The following is a 25,893-nucleotide window of genomic DNA, read 5'->3' as shown; positions in this document are numbered from 1 at the left end:
CGAGTGATGATAGGTTTTTCAAAGAACACTTACCTAGTCCTTGCCAAAGGACATTTCTTATGCTGCCTTGACGGGCGCACCCTTTATAGCATCGATCTCGAAAACTATGAAGCGTTTGTTCAATAAGTCCAGTTCCTTGTCCGAGTTCAGCAGAAAGTCAAAACGACCGCCCCGATAATACTGACGGAGCGTAGTCAGCATATTGTCGATATTGAAATCGGATTTACTGACTTCAATCTCTCTTTTTGCCAATGCTGTCTTGTACTCATCCCGCATAAACTCATAGAAGGTGTTGAAACTCGGAATAATACTTCGGTCAGTCTGAATCTTTTTAATGTATTCATTGACAGCACTACCGAGTTCTCCTGATTCGGTCTTCGAGATTTTATCGTCCTCACTTTTCCAAAGTGTCAGCAACAAGGTTTTCAAGCTATCCTTTTTCTCTACATCGAATTGATTATCATCGGTATAAAAAGGATTGAAAGAGATCGGCTTTTCTTCAGTATATGTAAAGTAAATCCCGTCTTCCCCTTTGGTCTTACTACGAATCATTTCACATAAGCCCTGATAGGAGTTCCCTGTATCTACTAGGACTACGTGTGTTCCCTGCTCCCAATACTGGCGAACGAGATGATTCATAAAGAAAGACTTTCCACTACCTGAAGGACCTAACACAAACTTGTTCCGATTCGTGATGATTCCTTTCTTCATGGGTAAGTCGGATATATCCACATGAAGCGGTTTACCCGTTACACGGTCTACCATCTTGATACCAAAAGGAGAAGGAGAACTCTTGTAGTTTGTTTCTTCTACAAAAAAGCATAAAGCCTGTTCAATAAAAGTGTAGAAAGCTTCTTCCGATGGAAAATCACCCTGATTACCCGGAATACCTGCCCAAAACAGAGTTGGTGTATCGACAGTATTGTGCCGTGGCTTACATTCCATGAGTGCTAACTGGCTACCTACATCGTTTTTGATTCGAGAAAGTTCTTCCTTGTCTTCACTCCAGGCCATTACATTAACATGGCTGCGAACAGAGGTCAAGCCGAAACTATGGGCATCATTCAGGTAATCTTCGATCCATTGCTTGTTTATCTGATTACTTCTGCTGTAGCGGGATAAAGAGTGCATATTCCTTGCTTGTCTTTCAAAACGTTTCAGGTTCTCTGCATGATCATCGATAAAGATATACTGATTGACAATGTGGTTACAGGTCAAGAGCACCCCGATGGGTGCAGCAAAAGACAAACGGCAATCACTTCGATCCGTAGATAATCGTTCATAACGGGTATCCGTTTCTACTTTACCCGGAAGATCATCCACATCAGAAAGCGTATGCAGACACAGATACTTATCACCGATTTTCATTTCACCTGCACCCAGTGACATATCCTGTAAGCAGGTGGTGTCATTCTGAGATAAGGAGAAATACTTTTCGATAATGCCTGCCTGAGCTGCTGTTCCTACTATCTCATCCGTTGTCAATCGAATCAGTTTGACAAATCCGCTATCATTGATAATCCGTTCAAACTGGCTGACTGATTCCAGAAACTTCTGAGCCATCTCCCGATCCTGCATTTCTTTGGGAACGATAAAGCCGCGGGTAAGAGCTGTAAAGCTGCTTTGTTGTCTGGCCCGTTCTTTGGTTGTCTTGGTCAGAAAGAGGTAACAGGTGTGATTTAAGAAAGGACGCTCATTAAAATGACGCTCGAAACTGCGGGATAGAAAACTGATGTCTTCTTTCTGCAATTCGGGGGTATAATCCTCTTCGATAAACCAGTCCTGCTTGCAGACAATCGAATAGTTGGGTAATACCTTCATCGCTTTTACCCAGGCTGCATGAATTGCTTCATACTCAGGAGAAGTGACTGTAAAAAGTTCGGGCAGTTCTACCCGATAGACTACTGTTATGTCCGCATCTTTACTCAGGATACAGTCATGCTCAACTGCCAGTATGGGAAACTTGCTTTCCAGTGTGGCTGCACTTAATGTATTTCTCATACAATGTCCTCCTTTCTTTTGACACGACTAATCAGTTGTACGATTCGTTTACGATTGATAATATAGCGGGGATGATTACGGATGGCTTGTAACTTCATGAGCCCATGCTCTCCGTATTTGTCGTTCAGGTGGAATGTTGCCCAGACCAATGTTCCGGCAGTAACTACTCCGAACCCGATACAGATAACCTGACTGATCCCGATCATGTACATTATCACAAAGACGATAAATACAGACAATAGTCCACCTGCAAAAATGAAGAGGTACTGACTTTTGAGTCCTCGAAATTCTGCGGGCTTTCCGATTCCTTTGTTGATTGAATATTCTGCCATTCTTCTCGTTATTAAAAGTAAGATAAGAGAGTCTGAGACTCTTATAAGAAGAATGAGCGAAGGATGGTGGCGGCAACAATCAGGAAGATACAGGCTCCGAACCACGAAGCGGCAGTTTTAGATGTGTCGGGATCACCTGAGCTGAACTTGGAGTACACCTTTACACCTCCGATCAGACCGACTACAGCACCGATAGCATAGATCAGTTTAGTGGCGGGATCAAAGTAGGATGTCACCATATTTGTCGCATCCGTAATACCCTGCATACCGTTTCCCTGAGCGAATGCAGAGGCTGATGCAGCCATGAGTATGGCTACAAAAAATGAAACTTTTTTGTACATAAATTTGATTTTAAGCTATGGGGAGTGGATAGTTCCCCATAGCGGGTTAAACTTGTAACGTTGGAAATTAGTGGCGGTCACAGACCGTTTTATTAAAGATATTCTACAACTCTCTATCTCATAAGCAACCTCCTTTCTTAAAATGGTTATTATCTGACTTTAGAAATAATCATCTGCTTTAAAATTCTTATATTCATCCGATTCATTTAGATGAGAAGCAAGACCTGACTCAACATTCTGCGGATTCTCTTCGGCATATTGTTGAAGACGGAGTCCGATGAGTGATATTATCCTGACAGATAATTCTTTCTTTGCTGAAACCATCTTATCCACCAGTTCCGTATCCCGGTTATCTAACAAAACCTGTCCGGCCTTATGTTCCTCTTCTTGGGTGGCGGTCTTGCTGTTTATAACCTTTACGGTATTCATCATTACCTCATAATCCATCCCTCCGGCTGTATAGACTTCACCTTTTGTATAAGCAGCAATTTCGTCTTCGTCTTCCTTATCAATTACTGTTTCGGAAGGATCGGCATCTATCACTAAGTCCTTCGGATCAGGCTCGCTTTCATCCTTTGATGAATCAAATATATGCTCTTTTTTTTGTGGATTATCTGATTCTAAAGAACTGTCATTCAATGTCATCATTTGTCTGATATCGGGCATGCTTTTCCCAACCCGTCCGACTCTTTTTCCTCTTTTCAGAGACTTTGCAATCTCTGATTTAGAATCAGAAGAATTCTTCTTGATGGTTATCTTGTAATCTGACAGTTTAATCAGGATAATTCCCACAAGGCATAGGATAATAATTAGCTCTATCATCGTCTAGTCGATTAAATCGGTTCGGTCCTGTTTATACAAAGTATTTATCTCATCCTTGTATTTTTCAAGATGATGCTTCAGAACATTGTCGATGTAGCCACCCACTGATACATCATCTCCGGCTATCTGTTTTACTATCCGCATAATCGTTTGATATACCGATCTGCTGATATATGCACCCTGACGCAGTCGTATCTCATTACGGCATAGAAAAGTTGCTTCATAATCATCCGTACTGCTACTGCTTCGCTTGTTCCGTTTACTACTATTCTCTTTAGGCTTTGCTACTTCTTCTATATTTTCTACTATATCTTCTTCTTTTTTGGGAGGAGCTTTGCCTTCCTTACGTTCTCCTATGGATGCCAGCAGAAAATCTTCATCAATTTCGTCTTCTTTTTCCTTTTTAGCCATTAGCACCTCCCTTCACGATAGATAGAAATTCATCAGTGACCTGATCCAACTGGCTGCCTTTTATCAACCTCTTATCGGCAGGAAGTAAAGTAGAACGGAAGATTGGTTTATGTTCCGTTGTTATTTCATGGCGAAAACGTTTGGTGTCGGGGACAAATGATTTCATGACCTGTAAGCCCAATTCAGCTATCACTGATTCGTAGACTCCATACAGATGGTTACTTTCTCTTCCATCCACCATATTCCAGAGTAAATGCAGACTTTTGATATTTCCCTTGCCTGTAGTTATAATCTGCTCATTGATCAGTCCGGCATATTCCAATGAACTTTCCAAAACCATGCGGTCAGCAGTAATAGGTGTTATTATATGATCCATTTGAGCAAGAGTGCTTAATACTCCTTTGGTATTCATTGTTCCGGGTAGGTCGAAGAATATAAAATCCAAGGGTACTTCTGATTCATGAATAATCCGTTCTGCTGTTTCGATCGCTTCAGTCGTTCTGCTCACTTCAATCGGATAAGCCTTTTTATTCAGGTTCTTACACTGCTTATAAAATAGTGATTTGTAATACGGATCTTCTGTTATAGACTGTTTATCCCGCACTCGCATCCCATTGATGCTGTATTGAGGATAGTCACAATCCACGATAGCTACATTGTAACCTTGTGAATAATGCAGATAACTGGATAGTAGTACGGTTAAAGCTGTTTTTCCAGCTCCTCCCTTTTGGGTAGAGACTGCGATAAATAAAGTTTTCTCTTTCATGTGATACTGTTTTAAATGAGTAATTCAATAATTCATTCGATCAATCAGAAATCATAAAGTTCGTTCAGCTATTCACGAGTTACATAAGGATATCATTACTTACTGAATGATATGAATATGAAGTTCGTGAACTCCATATCAAATGAGTTATAGCTTGACGTCATGACTTAATGAAGTCATTCATTCATGAAGCCATAACCTCTGTCATTGTTACCCTAGTGAAAGACCTCATACACTCACGATATAATTTGCTACTGAGCAGATTATATACATCTTTCATTAAAGAATTTTTGAATGGCAGAACTCACCAATTCGTTAATTGATCCACACAAAAGAACATTGAAAATAGGTAACCAATAGCGGTAAAAAAAGAACTGTCATCTAATGACATCTGGTGTCACCATTTGTCCGATAAACCTGTGATAACCTTTTGATTAATGGACTCTACCTTTGTAGTGTGATGATAATCTTCCGGATTTTGAATTGGCTAATTGTCGTTTCCGAAATTAGCTTCTCGGGCAATCCATCGGAGGATGGATTTTGGTATTCGTCAGAATACAGCAAGGTATGTTTTGAGCAGCCCGAAATACTTTCCGGCTGCTCAAAACCCTTGCCCCTTACAGGGGAGAAAATCATTCCGAAGTCATGATTTTATTCATTAAATATTTATATAGTTATGATACCAGATAATCAATCAAACAGGCGAAAAGGTGGAAGGAACCCGAAAGAGAAACCTGCCGTATTTCGCTATTCTATCCGAATGAATATAGATGAGAATAATAAATTTCTATCCTTATTTGAGCAGTCGGGAGAAGCAGTCAAAGCACATTTTATAACCTCATGTATTTTTAACAGACCCATCAAAGTGGTCAAAATTGATAAGGGAGTACAGGATTATTATATGCGGATGACAACTTTTTTCGGACAATACCGTGCTATCGGAACAAATTATAACCAGATAGTAAAGGCTTTGAAATCAAATTTTACAGAGAAGAAAGCGTTGGCTTTTCTCTATAAACTGGAGAAAGCAACACTTGAATTAGTCATTTTACAAAAACAAATGATGGAATTAACAGATGAGTTTGAACAAAAATACGGGCATCTATGGTTGCAAAAATAAGTAAGGGAAGTTCTCTTCAAGGTGCATTGTTGTATAATCAGGAGAAAGTAAAAGAGCAACAAGCGAAGGTTCTTTTCAGCAATCGGATTATATTAAATCGGGATGGCTCTCTGAATATGTATCTGGCAAATCTATCATTTGCACCATACCTGAATGCAAATAAGAATACCGAAAAACCAGTCCTGCATATATCTATTAATCCCCATCCCGATGATGTAGTTTCAGATGAAATGTATAGTGATATTGCTCATAATTATATGCAAAATATGGGTTTAGGAGACCAACCTTATATTGTCTACAAGCATGAAGATTTAGACCGGAAGCACATTCATATCGTGACCGTAAATATAGATGGGAACGGAAGAAAGATTGGAGATTCTAATAATTTTTATCAATCAAAAAAGATAACCAGAGAATTGGAAAAAATGTATACTCTACATCCTGTCGAGAAGAAAAACAGATCAGAAGAACTACCACAGCTTAAACGGGTAGATTATCAATCGGGATATATAAAGAAGCAGATAGCCAATATTTCAAAAGCTCTCATTAAGAATTATCGTTTCCAATCCGTAAATGAGTTCCGTACTCTATTATCCCTTTATGGGGTAACAGTAGAGGAAGTAAAGGGCGAGATTAAGGGAAAGAATTATTCAGGTCTGGTATATTCAGCCATAGATGAGAAAGGAGAAAAGGTAGGTAATCCGATAAAAGCTTCTGTTATCGGCAAAAGTGTAGGATATGATACGTTACAAAGCCGACTGGAGTATTCAGCTAAGTATATGAAAGAACACAAAATATTTGAATCCCCGAAATTGATTGTTAGTTCAGCAGTAAGTAGCTATACCGATAAGCAAACTTTTGTGAATGAATTGGCTAAAAATAATATCAATGTCGTATTTCGGGAGAATACAGAGGGGCGTATCTATGGGGCAACATTTATAGATCATCAGAGTAGATGTATTTTCAATGGCTCTAAAATGGGAAAGGAGTTCTCCGCAAATATATTCAATGAACTATCTAAGAGTGATACTACAAATAAACATCCCCTAATCATAAATCCGACAGACAATACAACCAAAGGATCTGATGCTGATAAACCGATCGACGGCTTTACCGAAAACGCCGAATATAATAACAAACAAGAAGATTCGACAGTAGATCTTTCTTTATTAGAACAGCATGGAACAGACTATGCAGAAGAGGCTTTTACTCGCAGAATGAAGATGGAAGAAAAGAGACGCAAACGAGGATTATAATTTATTTAATCGAAAAGTAAAATATGTTTGGGATGTAAATCAAACATCACTAAATTTACTTGAATAAATTAAAGATTATGAGAATCCGTCGAAAAGCAAAAATTGATTTTCCTAAAGACCCTAATGATCGAACTATTTTAAAAACAGCGGAAGAGATTGCGGCATGGGTGAATTTGGGTTTTCAAGAGCAAAAAAAGAAATATAAAGAAGTCACACAAGAAAGACCATTTGAACTGGTTATTGATTTGTCTAATTGTAATTTATCTACTTTTTGTAATGTAGATAAAAACGGAAACGAAAATAGAATCTTTAATTTATGTGATTTAGCTGGTATTGTTGATGGTATAAATCATCTAAAAGAAGATAATGGGTACTTATTCGAAATCATAGAGGATATAAATTTCTCAAATAGTATTCTTCATGGAGCATTTTTTCATTATGTGGTTTTTAAAGGTAGAGTTAGGTTTGATGATGCTCAAGTGATTTCTAATACTAGTTTTTCTAAATGTACTTTTTATGCAATAACATCTTTCGTTGGAATGGAATTTCCATCTACGACATCTTTTACCAACTGCAATTTTAAGGACAATGTTTATATGCAAAAAGCAAAGATACATTCATTTTCAACTGAATTTTGGAGTGTTATCTTTGAAAAAACATTTGATGCAAATGCATTGGTATTTGTTTCCCCAGAAACAACTGTTCATGGACATGATAATTTTATTCTTTTTAGGGAATGTTCTTTTAATGGGAGAACGGTCTTTTCAAATATAAAATTCACATTATCTACAACATTTCTAAAATGCATATATTCAGACTATATATCTTTTGAAAATTCTATTTTTAGTGAAATGTTACTGATTGAAGATTCTATTGTTTCCAATATTATGTTGTTCTCTTCATATACCAGCGATGAGCAAAATAATATAATAACCTTTGAAAAACTGACTTTAAAATCTGTCAAAGTTACTGGAGATATTCATATAGAAAGAGAAAATATAAAAGAACTTAACTGTTATTTTTCTTCTGTAAAATCAGAAGGACGTCTTAGAATTAGTGAATCATCCATAAACAAATTCATTTTCTTAGAGAATTCAATAAATGGTAGAGTTGATGTGATTGAGTGCCAGATTGATAAGATAGATTTAAATGCGACTATTGTAGTTGGTTACTTTAATTTATTAGATACAGAATTAGAAAAGAGAAATATATCTAATCGAAATACGGCTCAAATATTAAAAAACGAATCTTCTAAACTAAATAATATCATTCAATCAGTCCAGATGAAACAGATTGAAATGAATATATATATGATAGAGTTGTTGAAGAAGCTTAAACGAGATAAGAGAGTCTCTTTTAGTTCTTATCTGAAAAATATTCCTTTAGGACGAATTTTGCTTCTTCTTTTAAATTTTTGTTCCAATGGTTTTGGACTAAAGTGGGTCCAAGGGATTCTTTTTACTATGACGATAGCCCTTCTATTCTTTATTTTAATTAATTTTTTTGGTATAGAAACCCCTATTTTTATTATAGATTTTAAGTTTAATAATTTCGGAGAGGTATGGAAAGGTTATTTAAACATCTTAAATGTCTTAAATTTTAGAGATAAACTTGATGGAATAGAACTAAACGCTTGGGGTGAAAGTTTATTTTTTGTTTCAAAAATATTTCTTTCTTATGGTATCTACCAAACTGTATCTGCATTTAGGAAATATGGAAAATAGATCTAATTTACTTAAAAAATAAGTCGGTAGCTGACGGATCAATCAATATCTATTCTTTTCCTTAATATAAGGAAAAGAAATTAGTTTTTTTATTGTCCAATATTGGCACCTAAATGTCTTATAAATCATTCATTAATGAATCTATTTTTGAAATCAGAATTCAAAATATAGATTATGCAAAATGAAGACGATTTGAGAGGACTCGCAAAAGTAATGGAATTTATGCGAGCCATTAGTATTTTATTTGTGGTTATTCATATTTATTGGTTTTGTTACCAAGCAATATTAGATGGTGGAATTAACAGCAGTGTAGTAGATAAAATACTACTTAATTTTCAGAATACAGCAGGATTGTTTTCACATATCCTTTGGACGAAGCTGTTCGCAGTGGTGTTTCTGGCTCTATCCTGTTTAGGTACGAAAGGGGTAAAAGAGGAAAAAATAACTTGGAACAAAATATATGTATTCCTGTTCTTTGGGTTTATCTTTTTCTTTCTCAATTGGTGGATATTGGCTTTGCCTCTACCATTAGTAGCCAACACAGCCTTGTATATATTCATAATGACAATCGGCTATATTCTGTTGCTGATGGGTGGATTGTGGATGAGCAGATTATTGAAAACGAATCTAATGGATGATGTTTTCAATATGGAGAACGAAAGTTTTATGCAGGAAACACAGCTCATGGAAAATGAATATTCGGTCAATCTGCCTACATTATTTCAATATCAGAAAAAGCAACACAAGGGTTGGATCAATGTGGTTAATCCTTTTCGGGCAACGATCGTGTTAGGAACTCCCGGTAGTGGTAAGTCATTTGCTGTAGTCAATAATTATATAGACCAGCAGATTAGTAAGGGCTTTGCTTTATACTGTTATGATTTTAAATATCCTGATTTATCTACAATAGCCTACAATAAGATGTTGCAGTATGCAGATAGATATAATGTTGATCCTCAATTTTATGTTATCAATTTTGATAATCCTGAGTATAGTCATCGTTGTAATCCGATTGCACCTGAATTTATGACAGATATATCAGATGCTTATGAATCAGCATATACGATTATGTTGAACTTAAATAAAACATGGATACAAAAGCAAGGCGACTTCTTTGTCGAATCTCCAATTATTTTACTTGCTGCCATTATCTGGTATTTGAAATTATACGATGGTGGTAAATATTGTACATTTCCTCATGCTATTGAGTTTCTGAATAAACCCTATAAAGAGATATTTCCTATTTTGACATCGTATGCTCAGTTAGAAAATTACCTTTCTCCTTTTATGGACGCATGGCATGGAAATGCACAAGAACAATTACAGGGACAGATTGCCAGTGCTAAGATACCATTATCAAGAATGATTTCACCACAGCTCTATTGGGTGATGTCGGGCAATGATTTTACGTTAGATATCAATAATCCCGATGCTCCGAAAATATTATGTGTTGGTAATAACCCCGATAGGCAAAACATCTATGGAGCAGCTTTAGGATTATACAATAGCCGTATCGTAAAGTTAATCAATAAGAAAGGCTTGTTGAAATCATCTGTTATTATTGATGAGTTACCAACAATCTACTTTCGAGGATTGGATAATCTGATAGCAACCGCCCGAAGCAACAAAGTAGCTGTTTGTCTGGGCTTTCAGGATATATCACAGTTGACTCGTGACTATGGACGTGAAGAAGCTGATGTTGTAATGAATACAGTTGGCAATATTTTCTCGGGACAAGTTGTTGGTGACACTGCTAAGAATTTATCAGATCGATTTGGAAAGGTATTACAGAAACGACAATCGATGACCATCAATAAACAGGATAAGTCTACTACAATCAATACCCAGTTAGATGCTTTGATTCCGGCATCTAAAATTTCAACACTCACACAGGGTATATTTGTTGGCTCTGTTTCTGATAATTTTGAAGAACGAATCGAACAGAAGATATTTCATGCTCAGATTGTCGTAGATACAGAAAAGGTATCTGCTGAAACGAAAGAGTTCAAACAGATACCTGTTATTTTGGATTTTCAAGAAGTATATGATAAACCAATGAAAGATGTTATCGAGAATAATTATTACACCATTAAGAAAGATGTTGCTCAGATTGTTGAGATTGAAATGGAGCGGATTATGAAAGATCCGAAGTTGAGTAAACTGGTAAAGAAATGAATAATAAGTTCTTTAATCATAAAGAAGGAATAATTTATTGCTAACTTCTGCAATTGCTGCTGGATATTCTTGTTCATTTAAAAGAGCAAATTTTTCAGTTAATATAATTTTATGCCCTTCTAATTCATTTTCAAAGACTTCTGCTGCACCTATAATCATTTGAGAATTGGCTGGTTGATTTGCATTAATAAAAGAATAAATTTTATCTAAATGGAATTCGTCTTGATCTTGTTGATTAGGAGAATCTATAATGATTGGACAGAAACAGGTTGTTGAATATTCCTGTATTAGGTGTAAAAAAGCAAAATAATATGCCATCAATACTCTTGGTTTTGAACTGCCTGTTTCTAAATTATCAATTTGTTTATTAAATGTAGAGTAAGAATCATCAGAAAGTGTATAAATATCAAGCTTTCTGATGAAAGATGACATCTTCGAACTGTAAAACAAATCTAATTCCTGTTTCCGTTTTCGATCTTTAAATTTCTTTATATTTTTTTCTAATTCAACTAGTTCTTCTTTTATGACAGTAATTTCATATATTAAGTCACTTTTTCTCTCATCAAAGATTTGCTTTACCTGATTTCTGCCGTTACTTTCTATAACATCTTTGAGTTTTATATTTCCCTGTTTAGATTCTAATAATTCATTAATTTTAGATAATTCAACTGTATTTGAATTAAGCTTGTCTGCTTCTTTAGATATTCGAGACTCAATATCCTTTAACTCAGATTTCATATCTAACAATAAGTCTCTACTTTTTTCTTCATCTTGTGCAATCTCAAATCTTTCTAAAAAAGAATTCTCAAAATGTGTTCCGCACATTGGACAGTCAATGTGTTCTTCTAAAACATTAGTAGCAAAAGACAGGTCTTTATTTGATTCTAATATGGCATTAGTGATTAGATCTATTTGAACCTCATACATCATTTTTAAATGGTGTAGATCTAACAATACATTCTTTAATTTATCCTCTTTTGTTTTTAATATTTCATACTCAACTAATAACTTTTTTATTTCATCTTTGAATTTATTAATATCAATATTGAATGTTGCATCTGAGAGTTTTTCTGAAATATCAGTTAATATCTTAGATGTCATATTATATTCTTTCTCTAGCTCACTCTGCCTTTGTAAAAAGGTTTCTTTTTCTTTATTTAAATTATAATATTCATTAGGTAAAAATCCCGAATGATAATTAATTACTAATTTTTTATATCCTTTGATTAAATTTAGATTATTGAAAGATATCCATGTGTTAGACCAACTTTTATCTTGATCAATGTAAAATGGAAGAAATAAATATGCAGGAGGAGGAATAATGAATGTTCCATCCTGCTTAGGAAAAAGAGGATAAAAATTAAATAACTTTGAAAGAAATGGAGCTAGATCATTAGTGATTGATTGACTTTTATGAATTAAATTTCCGTTATAATCAAAAACAGCTATCTGCTTTCCATCTCTTATAATTTCATACGGGACATTATTTAATTCAAATTTGACAAGAGATAAAATGTTATCTTCTTTAAAACGTTTATTAAATACTGGTTCAGCCCCAAATGTCCAGTATATAGATTTCAGAAGAGAGGATTTTCCTGTGTGGTTTGTACCTGTAATTATTGTTCTTTCTGGATCAAATTTAATTCTTCGTGCTGTTTCCTTTTTTCTTGAGATGAGGATTATTTCCGATATATATAATTTTTTCGACTCTGTCATCTTTTCTTTCTCTTAAGTTTCTAATTAGCTGCTTATAATTACTCTTCTTATTCATATAGTTTTTTTATAATGATTGCTTTCACAAAAAACTCTTCAAAAAGATCTATATTTACTATTTCTGCATATATTTTATCTACTACTTGTTTTAAATTTAACTCTCCCATTTCGATATTTTCTATTTTCTCACTAATTTTTTTATTAAGTTGTAGAAAGGCTAAATTATTGGATAATGTGATTTCTTTAGCTGCTAAGTTATTCCATTCCAACTTCAACTTCTTTATTTCTTGAAAATTAAAATGAGGTGCTATTAGTTGAACAATTTCAGACCACTCAGTCTCTGTACTTTTATATAAACCTGCATTTTTCAGTAGGGTTAAAAAATCTAATTTTGAGATACCTTTAATCTCTATTATTTCTTCAAATGTAGAAATAGACTTATTAGATGTTTTTTGTTCTGCCTTTCTTTTAATCTCATTTGAAATTTGTCTATATGCTAAAGCTGAATTTACATTACTATTAGGGTTTATAGAATGAATTAATTCTCCTAAATAACCAACTAAATGAGACATACTATCTTTATTGCTAACCTTAGTAACCTCTAATATTGTTAAATCCTTAAAGTCAGAAACATTCTCAATTTTAAATTCTTCTTTTAAAACCTTTTCAATTTTAGTTATTTCGCTTTTTGATAGATTAGATAATAGAATTTTCTCCAATAAAATAGAGTTTTTTTTCGGTTCAGCTAATTTTACATTAAAAGTTGCATTTGATATAATATTCAAAGAACGAACATATTCTCTGAATTTAATTTTATTAAAATATAATTTACCTACTAATGATAAATTATCTTTTTTCTCTTTCTTTATTAAATTAGCTGTAGTCCAATTACCCCTATCCTTACTCTTAATTTGAAAAAAATCAATTTCAGATGGATTCTCATTATTATCCAAAACAGCTAAGTCATCGTGGAAATCAAACAAGAATACATAATTATTTTCATCTGAATGAAACCGGCTCATTAAAAGGAATAAAGAAACATCATTTTGGAATGAATATTTTCTTGCAGTGTCACTTCCTGATTCCTCTCTAGGTGTATTTGATATTAATAGATTTTTTAAAGTCATGTATTCTTCAATATATAATACAAATGATTCTGTTATAAAGATATAACTTTCGAATTAATAACGTCTGTAATTTTGAATAAAACATAAAAACCGATTTTCGAATATTTTGTCAGACAACTGATGACACCAGATGTCATCAGTTGACAGTTCTTTTATAATCAATTATATACCGATTATTTCATTCTAAATTAGTGAAGCATTGCTATTGATGCATCACTAATTTTTTATAAGATGAATGAAAAAGTAAACGACCAAGAAATTCTGCTAGTCACAGAAAAAGATAGTAATAACTTAAATGTTGTCAGCGGTATCAACGAAGACGGAACACCTAAAACGGTTAAGCCAACCAAAGAGAATGAACCTGCTTTTCTGAAAATCGACAAGAATGCCGATGTATTAGAAAACTTCTTCAAAAACTTTCTGAGCCAGAGTAAAGATCCTACACATTTCCATTTTTTTAAAATCCCGTTAGAGTTGTTTGAGAGTATTACACCTGTTCTCAAAGAAATGCTGAAAGACCCCGATAATCCATCCAATAAAGAAGCATTAGATGCCTACAAGATATTACCCGAAGCTTTCGCACCAAAAGAATACCAGGCGTTGGATGAATCCCGTATTAACTGGGATCAATTAGCCGACTTAGGTATAACCAAAGAAAAATTAGAGAGATCAGGTAGTTTAGTGCCGATGCTGAACTGGCAAAAATCCCCTGTATTGCTTACCATCAAAACCGAGGCTTTGGGAGAAGCTGTCTATTCCGATGCCCGACTGTCTTTCAGGGAAGATGCAGAGGGTAATCTTAGACTTCGTATTCACAATATACGTAATGCACCCGAACTCAATTATCCCTTTATGGGAGCAACATTCACAAAAGAAGATAAAGAGAATCTTCGTCAGACAAGTAATGCCGGAAGACTGATCGAGATTGAACCCAAAGAAGGCATGAAGATGAATGCTTTTGTCTCTATCGATAAATTGACCAATGAACTGGTAGCCCTTCGAGCCGACAGGATAAAAATACCGGATGAATTTAAAGGTATCAAATTAAGTGAGGAACAGAAGAAAGATCTGGCAGAAGGGAAAGGCGTGTACTTAGAAGATATGAAATCCAAGAAAGACACCTTGTTCAATGGTACTGTTCAGATTAATGCAGACAGAAGAGGACTTGAAATACATTTTGGGAATAATCCCAAGCAAAGCCAGTCCCAACACCAATCCGAAAGCCAGCAAGAAGCTCCAAAGTCTTTCCGCAAGAAAGAACTGACCGAAGATCAGCAGATGAGCCTGAATGAAGGAAAAACCGTTTATGTCAGTGGGCTAACTGATCGCAACGGGAAAAACTACAATGGCTACATTACATGGAAACCCGAAACGGGTAAAACCGACTTCATGTTTGCTACCGATTACAAAAAAGCATTGGAACAAGGAACTGTTAAACCTGATGACCGGCACAAGGTTCAGGTTGCCGTTAATTCGGAAGGGAAAACCAATGAAGCTACCAAGAAAGTAAAAGAGCCTTTGGAACAAGGGCAAACCACACCGACTGAAAAACAGAAAGAAAAGCAGGAGAATAAGCAGGGACAGGAAGAGTCTCAGCAACAATCCCGGGGAATAAGAAGATAACATATAAATCCCTATATTTACCACTGATTTCTACAACTTTACTTCATAGGCTGCTTTGTATCGGGAGGTACTTTGGCCAGCTTGTAACTTTGAGAAATTAGTGGAGGCTCTCGGGGAAAGGAAAACCCGGGAGCCGTTCTGCTTTTATAAGCAATCCCCTATACTACATTATTAAAAACGGTCTGCCGGCCTCCACTAATTTCCATCACAATGAAAGCTAAAAATAACCGGCAGGAGTTATCCTATTACGGATTGCTTCTTCATTCCTATCTTCAGGAAAGCCATCCTGACAAAACAGGAGATTCCCTATTCATTAAAACAAGAGCAGATATTGCAGCTGAAGCCTATTCCAATGCTATAAAAGACGGTTATTCTCACGACCGAGCCGAAGAAATGGCTTCTAAAGCTTTATATGAAGGGCTTTTGTTCTCCAAGTTCGATACCATTCGGACGATTCTCTTAGAGGAATTTTCCTATATCCCCGAAAGCGAAGTCTTTCAGAAAACGATGTTACTACTTCCTCTCTGTGAAGAAGTCTTTACAGAATATACCCTGCATGATGAGTTTGCGTATTCTGCCGAATACAATCTACTCTATACGGAACTGGTTGGATTAATCGATATATGGGAGGATGAACATGAGCTATAATAAAAAGGCTCATCTCAGAGCCAATATCGATGCAATCAAGGTTGTCTTCACCCTTGAAAAAGAACAACGCCCGGCTACCGAAATTGAACAGGACATATTAATGGAATATACCGGATTCGGAGGACTTAAATGTGTACTTAATCCTGTCAATAGCCTGGCAGATACAGCATCATGGGCAAAATCTGAATTAGAGTTATTCCCAATGGTTGCCGAGCTGCATAGAGTAATAAGGGATAATACCGATTCTACTATAGAGTATAAGCAATATATCAATAGTATAAAGAACTCGGTACTGACAGCTTTCTATACTCCGCCTTTAGTTGTTCAGGCTCTAGCCGATACATTCAGTGATAACGATGTACAGATAAATACCCTGTTAGATCCATCAGCAGGCATGGGTGGTTTTTCCTCTGCTTTTTCTTTCCGCTACCTCAAAGCTGATATTGTCAATTTTGAAAAGGATCTGTTAACAGGTAAAATCCTTTCCTTTATCAATCCTGATGATAAAGTTATTGTAGATGGTTTTGAAACGATAGAAAGCCGATATGATAATCATTTCGATGTAGTTACCTCCAATATCCCTTTTGGTGAGATGAGTGTATTCGATGCAGAATTTATGAAAACAGATAAACTGCATAGGGATTCTACTCGGGCCATTCACAATTATTTCTTTCTGAAAGGAGTTGAAACATTGCGTGAAGGAGGATTGATGGCATTTATTACCTCTCAGGGAGTATTAAACTCACCCAATAACCAGGCCGTTCGCCAATGGCTGATGAATAATACGAATCTGATATCAGCTATCCGTTTACCGAATAATCTCTTTATAGAAAATGCAGGAACAGAAGTCGGCAGTGACTTAATCGTTCTGCAAAAGAATACACAAAAGCAAGAACTAACCCGTCAGGAGAAAAAGTTCCTGACAACCTATGAGCTTTCACCCAGCATAACAATAAACAGCAGCTTTGAGAACCTGCAACGAATAGTCCATACCAAAGGATTTACAGATACCGATCCTTATGGAAAGCCGGCACAGGTATTCTTACATGAAGGAGGAATAGAAGCTATTTCTTCTGATTTAAAGCAAATGTTGAATACAGATTTTAAACTGAATCTCGATTTGAACTTATACTATAAATATTCAACACAAAGCCAAAAAGCTGTTCAAAGTACATCTGCATTAAATAACAAATCACAATCGGTAGAAGAAAAAGCGAAAGTTATTGAGCTGAATGTATCACAACCAACCATGTCATTATATGATTTGTTTGGGTTTACAGAAGCCGAGCGTACACAGATTAAACCGAACAAAAGAAAACGCACACCTCAATCCAATCAAAAACCTGTACAGTTAAGTTTGTTTTCCTCCAATGAGAGACAAAAGCCTGAACCCACCCCCAAACAAGTTATCAGGGAAGAGAAACCAAAGCTACCGATGGAACTTCGACCATTCTCCGGCATATTGGAAGAATATCATAAACAAGGCTCATTAGTCAAAAATGACGGGCAGATCGGCTATCTGAAAGAACGTTACAGGACAGATGCCATGTTTCAGCCTTTAGATCTGTCGACAACACAACAGTCAAAGGTTGACAGATATATTCAATTACGGGATGCATATCATAAATTGTACGATTATGAAGCCAAGAACCTAATTGAAGAACCTGATTTACGAAAAGGTCTGAATATCTCTTACAATTCTTTTTTCAGGCTCTATGGGAATCTGAATGATAAGAAGAATCTGGATATAATCAAGATGGATGCTTCCGGAACAGCGATTCTTGCATTAGAACGCAGGATAGACGGAAGATTGCAAAAGGCGGATATATTTCAGAGACCTGTAAGTTTTAATCCTGATGAGGTAAAACACGCAGAAACTTCCCGAGAAGCTTTAGTCGCATCATTAAACAAATATGGTGAGATTCACATGGATTACATGCTCTCACTACTGGATAATAAAAAACAGGAAGAGGTATTAAAGGAACTGGAAGGACAAATCTATTTCAACCCGATGATCCAAAAATTTGAGATCCGGGATAAATTTATTTCAGGAAATGTGATTGAAAAAGCAGAGCAAGTCAAAAACTATCTCACTAATCATCCGAATGATCCGGCATCACAAACCGCCCTTAAAGTATTAGAAGAATCCATTCCGCAACCGATCCGCTATGCTGAACTAGATTTTAATTTCGGAGAACGCTGGATCCCGATGCAAACCTATCGGGATTATGCCGGTACACTCTTTGAAACCAATGTGAATATTGAATATTATGCCTCTCGTGATGATTTTACTGTCAATTCCGAACGAAGCAACCTGATCATTAATGAAAAGTTTGCTGTACAAAGTGAAAAGCAGCTTTTTACAGGGATTCATCTGATGAAGCATGCATTACTTAATACAACTCCGAATATTACCAAGACAATTGAAGTTTTGGATGAGAACGGGGAACGTAAAAGTGTAAAAGTCGCAGACCCGGAAGCAATCCAATTAGCAAATTCCAAAATAGACGAAATCCGGAATGGCTTTACCGACTGGCTCAACGAACAATCCCCCGAATTTCAAAATAAGTTAGCAGATTTATATAATAAAAAATTCAACTGTTATGTCCGTCCTGAATACGATGGTTCACATCAGACATTCCCTGATCTTGACCTGAAAGCATTGGGTATTGTCGATTTATATCCGAGTCAGAAAGACTGTATCTGGATGCAGAAACTGATAGGAGGAGGCATAGCTGATCACGAAGTCGGTGGCGGAAAGACGCTTATTATGTGTATTGCAGCCTATGAAATGAAACGGCTTGGTTTAACTAACAAGCCGATGATATTAGGATTGAAAGCCAATGTACACGAAATAGCTCATACCTTTAGAACAGCATACCCGAATGCTAAAATTCTCTATCCGGGAAAGGAAGACTTTACACCAAGTAAACGGGTAAAGATCTTCAATGATATAAAGAACAACAACTGGGATGCTGTTATATTAACACACGACCAATTCGGAAAGCTACCCCAATCTCCTGAAATGCAGCAACAGATATTTCGGGCAGAACTGGATTCGGTCGAAGAGAATCTTCGTGTTATCGAACAGATTGAAGGTAAATCCGCTTCCAAACGCATGTTACGGGGATTGGAAATAAGGAAACAGAATCTGGAGGTAAAGCTGAGTGTGCTTGCCGATACGATAAAGAACCGGACAGATGATGTGGTAGATTTCAAAATGATGGGAATCGACCATTTGTTTGTAGACGAATCTCATCAATTTAAGAACCTGACTTTTACCACTCGACATGATCGTGTTGCAGGCTTAGGTAATCCTGAAGGAAGCCAGCGAGCTTTGAATATGCTCTTTGCCGTTCGCACCATACAAGAACGTACAGGTAAGGACTTAGGAGCAACATTTCTTTCGGGGACAACCATATCTAACTCCCTGACAGAATTATATCTGTTATTCAAATACCTTCGTCCGAAAGAATTGGAGAATCAGGGTATCAATTCTTTTGATGCATGGGCAGCAATCTATGCAAAGAAAACAACCGATTATGAATTCTCGGTTACCAACCAGATTGTACAGAAAGAACGTTTCCGTTATTTTATTAAAGTCCCAGAACTGGCGAACTTTTATGCGGAGATAACTGATTTTCGTACAGCAAAGGATATTGGTATAGATCGTCCCGAAAAGAATGAGATACTGTACAATATTCCGCCAACACCACAGCAGGAAATATTTATTCAAAAACTAATGGAATTTGCCAAAACCGGAGATGCTACATTGCTCGGTCGTGCTCCACTGACAGAGAAAGAAGATAAGGCAAAAATGCTGATTGCAACTGACTATGCCCGTAAAATGTCATTGGATATGCGGATGATTAATCAGGCATATGGAGACCATATTGATAATAAAGCATCGCATTGTGCAGCTAAGATAGCCGAATATTACAATAAATATGAATCCAATAAAGGAACCCAATTTGTATTCTCTGACTTAGGGACATATAAACCCAATGAATGGAATCCTTATTCGGAGATTAAGCGAAAGCTGGTAGAGGATCATGGTATTCCGGCACATGAGATACGTTTTATTCAGGAAGCAAAGACAGATAATGCCCGTAAAGCAATGATCGAGGGGATGAATGAAGGGCGTATCCGAGTATTGTTTGGTTCTACTTCTATGTTGGGCACAGGAGTGAACGCTCAACAAAGAGCTGTTGCTATTCATCATCTGGATACACCTTGGAGGCCATCAGATCTGCAACAACGGGACGGGCGTGCTATCCGAAAAGGGAATGAGATCGCTAAACTATATGCAGATAACAAAGTGGATGTAGTTATCTATGCAGTCGAGAAAAGCCTTGATTCCTATAAGTTCAATCTGTTACAGAATAAGCAGACATTTATCAATCAGCTAAAGAATAATAGTCTGGGTAGTCGCACCATTGATGAAGGCAGTATGGATGAAAGTGCAGGCATGAATTTTTCGGAGTATGTAGCAATTCTTTCAGGTAATACCGATTTGTTGGAAAAAGCCAAGCTGGAGAAAAAGATCAATGCTTTGGAAAGTGAGAAGAAAGCATTTGTCAAAAGTAAATCTTCAGCCACATTTAAATATGAAGATAGTACCCGAACCATTGACGGGAATACACAGATGATAAACCGCATGACAAAAGATTGGGATGCGTTCAGCAATCGTGTTCAAACAGATAAGGAAGGAAATAAACTGAATCCTGTAAAATTGGAAGGGATAAATTCATCTGATCTGAAAATTATCGGAGAAAAGTTAAATCACTTATCGGATAATGCCCGTACTAATAACGAGTATTTTACCATTGGAACACTCTATGATTTCAAGCTTCTTGTAAAGACCGAGGATAGTCAAAAGGAAGGCTCTATTTTCAAAGATAATCGGTTCCTTATAGAAGGGGAGGGTGGAATAAAGTACAACTACAACAATGGGCATATTGCTGCTGATTCCAAACTAGCCGCTATGAATTTCCTGAATGCTTTGGAACGTATTCCTAAGTTGATTGAGAAATACCAGACCGACAATGAAAAGCTATCTAAGGATCTCCCAATACTTAAAGAAGTTATTGATTCTTCTTTCAAGAAAGAGCCACAATTAAAAGAGCTGAAAACAGAATTGGTCGCTTTGGATCGGCAGATTCAGCTTACTCTGACAACCAAAGATGAACCGAAAGAAGTTCAAAAAGTTGTTTCTGTACAGTCTGTTGATTCTGTAAGTGATGTACGTTCTGGACAACCAATGAGTATTAAGGAGATTATTGATGCAAACAGGGATCGGATATTATTAGGCAGGCCTGATAATGGAAATGTTAGTATTTCAGAGAATAAGAAAAATAAGGATGAGAATTCTGAATATAGAGGAATGAGATTGTAACAATAAAAAGAGTTTCTGCGTTTCACAACGAAGAAACTCTAAAAAGGCTAATAGAAAAGAATTTTAATGATCTGCTATTGGATATTGTCTTTGTTTTTTGAACTGCTTTTCTTCTGCCATTTATCTTTATCTGTAGGTTTATCCTTTCCTCCGAAATATTGATCGACAAATACTTTTACATCAGATTCCCTATAGTAGTTCCGTTTACAGATTGTTTTGAAAGGGAGTAATCCTAAATTGCGATAGCGTTGTAAAGTACGTGGGGTGATTTTAAGGAACAGACATAAATCCTGATTATCAAGTAAACGCTCTCCCAATACACCACTGTTCTCAGAAACCAGTAGCTTATCAACTTTTTCATCAATACGTTTGAGAAGTCTGGCTAGCCCTTTTATGTTGGACTCGAATATTTCGTCGTCTATCATCATAACTTTATTTTTTAGGCTTATTTCTTTTCCTGCGTTCAATATACTGTTGATGGTTAGTGATCAAATCAGATAGTGCTTCTTCTCCTGTTTTAACCAAGCGTTCCTCTAGAATACGCTTTATTTCTCCTATGGTATAATAGGTTTTCCCTGACAGGATAGAATATGAGATAAGTTGATTGGAGCGAAGACGTTGCAAAGTGCGTTCGCTTATCCGAAGGAAAGTGCATACTTCATAACTATCAACCCATACTTCATCTAATTCTTTAGATATACTGGACGTGTCATTATTTCGGATGTAGTCGGTAATCGAATCAATCTTTCTGATTAACTCTTTAAATGCTTCTGAATCTATTGTTATAACTTCCATATCATATTTGTTTGAAGCAAAGGTCTGATATTTAGAAGTTTCAAAAGCCCAAGTTGGGATGACTATTTATAGATAAATATCTAATTTACTAATAGATAGTATCCTTTTTCTAATTATTTTGATTTACTAAGATGAGAATCTGTGGTGTGAAATTTTAATGAAGAAACATGGGGCTTTGAAGACTATTTTTAGCTCTATTACATGTGGAAATGTATGGAAAAATAAATACCCAAGCTTGGGATAAACTTGGGTAAATTGGATTTTATTTTTATCGCATTTAAGGCTAAATATTTCGATGGTATTCAACTTGTAATACATTATTGCTGTATGTATGGGTGTTGTGTAGCTTCCAAGTCGATTCTTTAGCTGTATTGGGAAATAAAGGAATTTCTGCTCCAAGCATGATCGGTATGATTGTAATTGTCATTTCATCTATTAAATCATTATCAAGAAACATCGAAATAATTTCACCTCCACCCACAAGCCAGATGTCTTTGCCTTCCTGTTTTTTTTTCTCTGATAGAGTTTCTATAATATTATCCGAAATAAAATGAATATTCTCTTTCGGATTGTTCATCTTATTTCTTGTAATTATATATGATATTTTATCCTTGTATGGATAGATTACATCCATATTAAGAATATCCCGATAAGTTCTACCTCCCATGATGACACTATCTACTGAATCGAAGAATTCATTATAGCCATAGCCCAATTTAAGTGTAATTGGATATGCTGAGAGCCAGTCTAAACCTCCGTCTATATTAGCAATATATCCATCGATAGATGCTGCAATATATAATCTGATTTTTCGCATAGATATAATATTTAGATGTGCAATATACAAAAAAGAAGTGTGGAGCATGCACTGCTCCATCACGAGGTACTGGTATACCCGAAGAACGAAACAGGCATGTCCACACCATACTTTCGTATAGCATGAACATTGCACATTTCGTCTCGTTCTTCTAAAATTACCAGTTTTCGTGATGAGACGTTTACGTGAACGTTATGTTATATATATCAAGAAGTATTATGAATACTCCTGTTTTTCTTTTTATTCATACAAATATAAGTTATTATTTCGATTCATTTATTGTCTAATCCATCCATTCTTTCTTCGAGAAGCTTAATCATTTTATCTAAAAACAAGGTGCGGCTACCTTTGCGTTCCCGGATTTCAAGAAATGTGTGATAGAAATCTCCCAAATTGATATTGAAGACTATCTCAATATATTCAGCAAGCTCTTTGATGTTAGTATTGCCATTATTGAAACAACCCACATTATCCCATGCGTAAATCTGTTCAACAAGTTCTGCTTTCTTTGCTGTCCATGTAAGCTTCGCTTTTGGAAAACTAAATGTTTCTGGAATATTCCGTTCGAGATTATCTATGTTTAAAAGCTTATTATTTATATAAACTGTTAATCTCTCATTGGCAATCATCTTTGCAACTTTAAAATCAAAGCTTGTAGAGAACTTAGAGTCCCTTTCAAAGTAGAAGCAATCCTGTATTAACTGAATGTCCGGCTTACCTCTAAGAAAGTAATATTTATCAAGGTGGGTACTTCCTGAACGATAATACTGATAGAAGTCTGCATTATTATCGAAGAAATACTTTATTCGTCCTAATATACTTTCTAAATAATTCTTTCTATCAATGTAACTACCTGTTGGCATTCTCATTTCCAGATTATACATCTTTCTATGGTAAATTAGAATACTGAAAAGTTGAGGCTTTGTTTCTTTAAAGAAAGTAATCTCGTCGAGTTGATTTTGAAAGGTATAATTTGAAACGAATTCTTTCAATTCATCAAAAGCTGTTTCTAATAAAGAAATAATACTAATTGATTTTTGAAAAATATTACTCTCTTCTAATTCTATAAATTGAATCTTTTTATTAATGTTTTCCTTTATTTGACGAATAAACTGTTCCATAGTATTGTATTAGATTTGCGTAATAATTCTTATTCAGAGCTTAAAAACTAGAAACACTTATTTGCATTTGTGCTAACCTTTAACGAATAGACTTCAATAAAAAGTTGGCATAAAAGTCTGGAGTAGAACTATTCTTTATGCCATTTATCGTTTTGCGTATATCATAATCAATTTTCCGAAGAGTGAGCTTTACCTTTTCGTCAAATGTGGGCCCGTCTTCATTTATTGTCAATTGTAAATAAACGGCTTTTCCTCCATTCGGCTCTTTACTGCGACCAATCGATCCTGCGTTGATGAACAATTTAGGTAAATCATTGCAATAAACTTCCTTTATAAAAGACAAGTGCGTATGTCCAGAAACAATAACATCCGCTTGATTCGATTCAAACATACTTATTATAGATTCTGTATCATGATTTTCGTAGATATATTCTTCGTTGCTCTTAGGACTGCCATGCACAAGCAGAAAAGATATATCTGCATAACTAAATCTGATATTAGGTTTTAACTCTGATAAGTATTCACTATTGGTTTCAGATATTGTTTCCTTTGTTTGCCGTATAGTTTCTGCACGAGCAAGTTGTTCTTCTAATGTATGTTTTTTGAGAGGATGCACTTCATAATCGAAAGCTATTCGTTCGTCATGATTCCCCATAATTGTGGGGATATTATATTCTTGAATCAGATCGATAACTTCGTTTGTCCAAGGAGCTCCATCGGTTAAATCTCCAAGACAATAAATTTGATCGGCCCTAAAATTAGAATGAATATCCTCTAAAACTTTTTCTAATGCCGGCAAATTGGCATGTATATCACTTATTATTGCTATTTTCTTCATTCGTCTAAATTCTTCAACATCCATATTTTACAGTAATTATGTCCACTTTCTCCCATAGGAGCATCTAGGTATTTAAATCCTAATCTTTCGTATAAACCGACAGCCATGCTTAGTTCTTCCATACTTTCGATATATATATGCTTATATCCTACTTGTTTGGCAAAATCAAGACATATATTTATCAATCGCTTGCCATATCCCTTTCCTCTGATTTCAGGGATAGTGTATAGCTTCACTAGTTCGGCTGTATGTTCGGGTAAACCTTGAGTCGGATAAATACCTGCACCACCTAGTATCTTATTATTTTCTTCGATGACAAAGTATGCACTTTTATCATTGTTTACAATGTCACTCAAAGACCATATACTCTGGTCATAATATACAGTTCCCGGCTGGTTGGCTCCAAATTCTTCCAGAGTGGCTCGTATTATACGAGCCACAGCTTGATTATCTTTTTCTTCTATCAAACGTATATTCATATTTCAAGTAATTATCTGTATCTGCAACAATGAGGTAAAGCATTGTATGTCTTAGTATCGGCAATATGCCTCTCTGTATCATATCCCCATCTGGCTAAAGCAATACTTATCGAGTCTATATTTGTTTTTGTCGGATCAAAATCCACTAACAGCTTTTGATCGTTTTGTATCCAATAAGCAAAAGAAACCCCTTTTACATTAAATCGTGCAACTTTTTCTATTTCTTCCTGACACATTTCACATTCTCCTCTTACTCCCAGTACATAATGTTTTCCTTCCTTTCTGGGTAGGGTTCCTACCTCATTTGTTGGTGTTACAATATTACTGACTTTACAGGAACTAAGAATTATGGTTATTAAAAAAATGATCGCTACTGTTTTCATAATCTC

General features: G+C 35.7%; 22 protein-coding genes and 1 pseudogene. 8 read left to right on the top strand and 15 right to left on the bottom strand.

Annotation, left to right across the window (positions count from 1 at the left end):
• Positions 1-81: 81 nt before the first annotated feature.
• The 6 genes and pseudogenes from BGO84_RS03695 to BGO84_RS03670 form a co-directional block, all read right to left on the bottom strand.
• Positions 82-2,001, bottom strand: a pseudogene (locus BGO84_RS03695) (TraG family conjugative transposon ATPase); the annotation flags it as partial.
• Complete coding sequence (locus tag BGO84_RS03690; protein WP_291027755.1) at positions 1,998-2,333, bottom strand: DUF4133 domain-containing protein; 336 nt, start codon at positions 2,331-2,333, stop codon at positions 1,998-2,000. The pseudogene BGO84_RS03695 and the gene BGO84_RS03690, both read right to left, overlap by 4 nt.
• Before the next feature lie 41 nt (positions 2,334-2,374).
• Positions 2,375-2,674 (bottom strand): DUF4134 domain-containing protein, encoded by a 300-nt coding sequence (locus tag BGO84_RS03685; protein WP_026626753.1) that lies wholly within the window; start codon positions 2,672-2,674, stop codon positions 2,375-2,377.
• A 159-nt stretch (positions 2,675-2,833) separates the two neighbouring features.
• On the bottom strand, positions 2,834-3,496 hold the full coding sequence (locus BGO84_RS03680) for a hypothetical protein (RefSeq protein WP_291027753.1): 663 nt from the start codon (positions 3,494-3,496) through the stop codon (positions 2,834-2,836).
• 3 nt (positions 3,497-3,499) lie between these two features.
• Positions 3,500-3,907 carry a DUF3408 domain-containing protein gene (locus tag BGO84_RS03675; RefSeq protein WP_291027751.1) on the bottom strand — a complete coding sequence of 136 codons (408 nt, stop codon included), beginning with the start codon at positions 3,905-3,907 and terminating at the stop codon, positions 3,500-3,502.
• Positions 3,900-4,673, bottom strand: a complete 774-nt coding sequence (locus tag BGO84_RS03670; protein ID WP_291027749.1) for a ParA family protein — start codon at positions 4,671-4,673, stop codon at positions 3,900-3,902. The genes BGO84_RS03675 and BGO84_RS03670 overlap by 8 nt, the downstream gene beginning before the upstream one ends.
• Before the next feature lie 478 nt (positions 4,674-5,151).
• Here BGO84_RS03670 and BGO84_RS03665 point away from each other — a divergent pair, with 478 nt between their 5' ends.
• From BGO84_RS03665 to mobC, 5 genes are all read left to right on the top strand, one after another.
• On the top strand, positions 5,152-5,322 hold the full coding sequence (locus tag BGO84_RS03665; RefSeq protein WP_291027747.1) for a hypothetical protein: 171 nt from the start codon (positions 5,152-5,154) through the stop codon (positions 5,320-5,322).
• Positions 5,323-5,349: 27 nt separating this feature from the next.
• Entirely contained in the window at positions 5,350-5,793 is a 444-nt protein-coding gene (gene mobA, locus BGO84_RS03660) for a conjugal transfer protein MobA (protein WP_291027745.1), read from the top strand.
• Entirely contained in the window at positions 5,778-7,049 is a 1,272-nt protein-coding gene (gene mobB, locus BGO84_RS03655; RefSeq protein WP_291027743.1) for a conjugal transfer protein MobB, read from the top strand. The genes mobA and mobB overlap by 16 nt, the downstream gene beginning before the upstream one ends.
• A gap of 77 nt (positions 7,050-7,126) precedes the next feature.
• On the top strand, positions 7,127-8,773 hold the full coding sequence (locus tag BGO84_RS03650) for a pentapeptide repeat-containing protein (protein WP_291027741.1): 1,647 nt from the start codon (positions 7,127-7,129) through the stop codon (positions 8,771-8,773).
• 174 nt (positions 8,774-8,947) lie between these two features.
• The gene (gene mobC / locus BGO84_RS03645) at positions 8,948-10,948 is read left to right on the top strand and encodes a conjugal transfer protein MobC (RefSeq protein WP_291027739.1); all 2,001 of its coding nucleotides are present in this window, start codon (positions 8,948-8,950) and stop codon (positions 10,946-10,948) included.
• A gap of 12 nt (positions 10,949-10,960) precedes the next feature.
• Here the strand turns inward: mobC and BGO84_RS03640 are convergent, their stop codons facing one another.
• Positions 10,961-12,664, bottom strand: coding sequence for a hypothetical protein (locus BGO84_RS03640; RefSeq protein WP_291027736.1), 1,704 nt, complete (start codon positions 12,662-12,664; stop codon positions 10,961-10,963).
• Positions 12,665-12,711: 47 nt separating this feature from the next.
• Positions 12,712-13,788: a dsDNA nuclease domain-containing protein gene (locus BGO84_RS03635; protein ID WP_291027734.1), complete on the bottom strand. Its 1,077-nt coding sequence runs from the start codon at positions 13,786-13,788 to the stop codon at positions 12,712-12,714.
• A 231-nt stretch (positions 13,789-14,019) separates the two neighbouring features.
• Between BGO84_RS03635 and BGO84_RS03630 the strand changes: the two genes are divergently transcribed.
• The 3 genes from BGO84_RS03630 (at position 14,020) to BGO84_RS03620 (ending at position 21,454) form a co-directional block, all read left to right on the top strand.
• A complete protein-coding gene (locus BGO84_RS03630) occupies positions 14,020-15,411 on the top strand; it encodes a DUF3945 domain-containing protein (protein ID WP_291027732.1) in 1,392 nt (463 codons plus the stop codon).
• Between the two features lie 210 nt (positions 15,412-15,621).
• On the top strand, positions 15,622-16,059 hold the full coding sequence (locus tag BGO84_RS03625; protein WP_291027730.1) for a DUF1896 family protein: 438 nt from the start codon (positions 15,622-15,624) through the stop codon (positions 16,057-16,059).
• Complete coding sequence (locus tag BGO84_RS03620) at positions 16,049-21,454, top strand: helicase-related protein (protein WP_291027729.1); 5,406 nt, start codon at positions 16,049-16,051, stop codon at positions 21,452-21,454. Before BGO84_RS03625 ends, BGO84_RS03620 begins: the two co-directional genes overlap by 11 nt.
• A 74-nt stretch (positions 21,455-21,528) precedes the next feature.
• Here BGO84_RS03620 and BGO84_RS03615 read toward each other — a convergent pair whose 3' ends face one another.
• From BGO84_RS03615 to BGO84_RS03585, 7 genes are all read right to left on the bottom strand, one after another.
• Positions 21,529-21,882 carry a helix-turn-helix domain-containing protein gene (locus BGO84_RS03615; RefSeq protein ID WP_291027727.1) on the bottom strand — a complete coding sequence of 118 codons (354 nt, stop codon included), beginning with the start codon at positions 21,880-21,882 and terminating at the stop codon, positions 21,529-21,531.
• A gap of 4 nt (positions 21,883-21,886) precedes the next feature.
• Positions 21,887-22,249, bottom strand: a complete 363-nt coding sequence (locus BGO84_RS03610; RefSeq protein WP_291027725.1) for a helix-turn-helix domain-containing protein — start codon at positions 22,247-22,249, stop codon at positions 21,887-21,889.
• Between the two features lie 283 nt (positions 22,250-22,532).
• Entirely contained in the window at positions 22,533-23,066 is a 534-nt protein-coding gene (locus BGO84_RS03605; protein ID WP_291027723.1) for a dihydrofolate reductase family protein, read from the bottom strand.
• 272 nt (positions 23,067-23,338) lie between these two features.
• Positions 23,339-24,187, bottom strand: a complete 849-nt coding sequence (locus BGO84_RS03600) for an RteC domain-containing protein (RefSeq protein WP_291027721.1) — start codon at positions 24,185-24,187, stop codon at positions 23,339-23,341.
• A 79-nt stretch (positions 24,188-24,266) separates the two neighbouring features.
• Positions 24,267-25,025 carry a metallophosphoesterase family protein gene (locus BGO84_RS03595; protein WP_291027719.1) on the bottom strand — a complete coding sequence of 253 codons (759 nt, stop codon included), beginning with the start codon at positions 25,023-25,025 and terminating at the stop codon, positions 24,267-24,269.
• Positions 25,022-25,504, bottom strand: coding sequence for a GNAT family N-acetyltransferase (locus BGO84_RS03590; protein ID WP_291027717.1), 483 nt, complete (start codon positions 25,502-25,504; stop codon positions 25,022-25,024). The genes BGO84_RS03595 and BGO84_RS03590 overlap by 4 nt, the downstream gene beginning before the upstream one ends.
• A gap of 11 nt (positions 25,505-25,515) precedes the next feature.
• Entirely contained in the window at positions 25,516-25,887 is a 372-nt protein-coding gene (locus tag BGO84_RS03585) for a hypothetical protein (RefSeq protein ID WP_291027715.1), read from the bottom strand.
• Positions 25,888-25,893 lie beyond the last annotated feature (6 nt).

Origin of the sequence: Dysgonomonas sp. 37-18 (assembly GCF_001899125.1) — a bacterium.
GTDB lineage: Bacteria > Bacteroidota > Bacteroidia > Bacteroidales > Dysgonomonadaceae > Dysgonomonas.
Note: the sequence above shows the minus strand (reverse complement) of the source record. Positions and strands in the feature narration are given on the sequence as shown.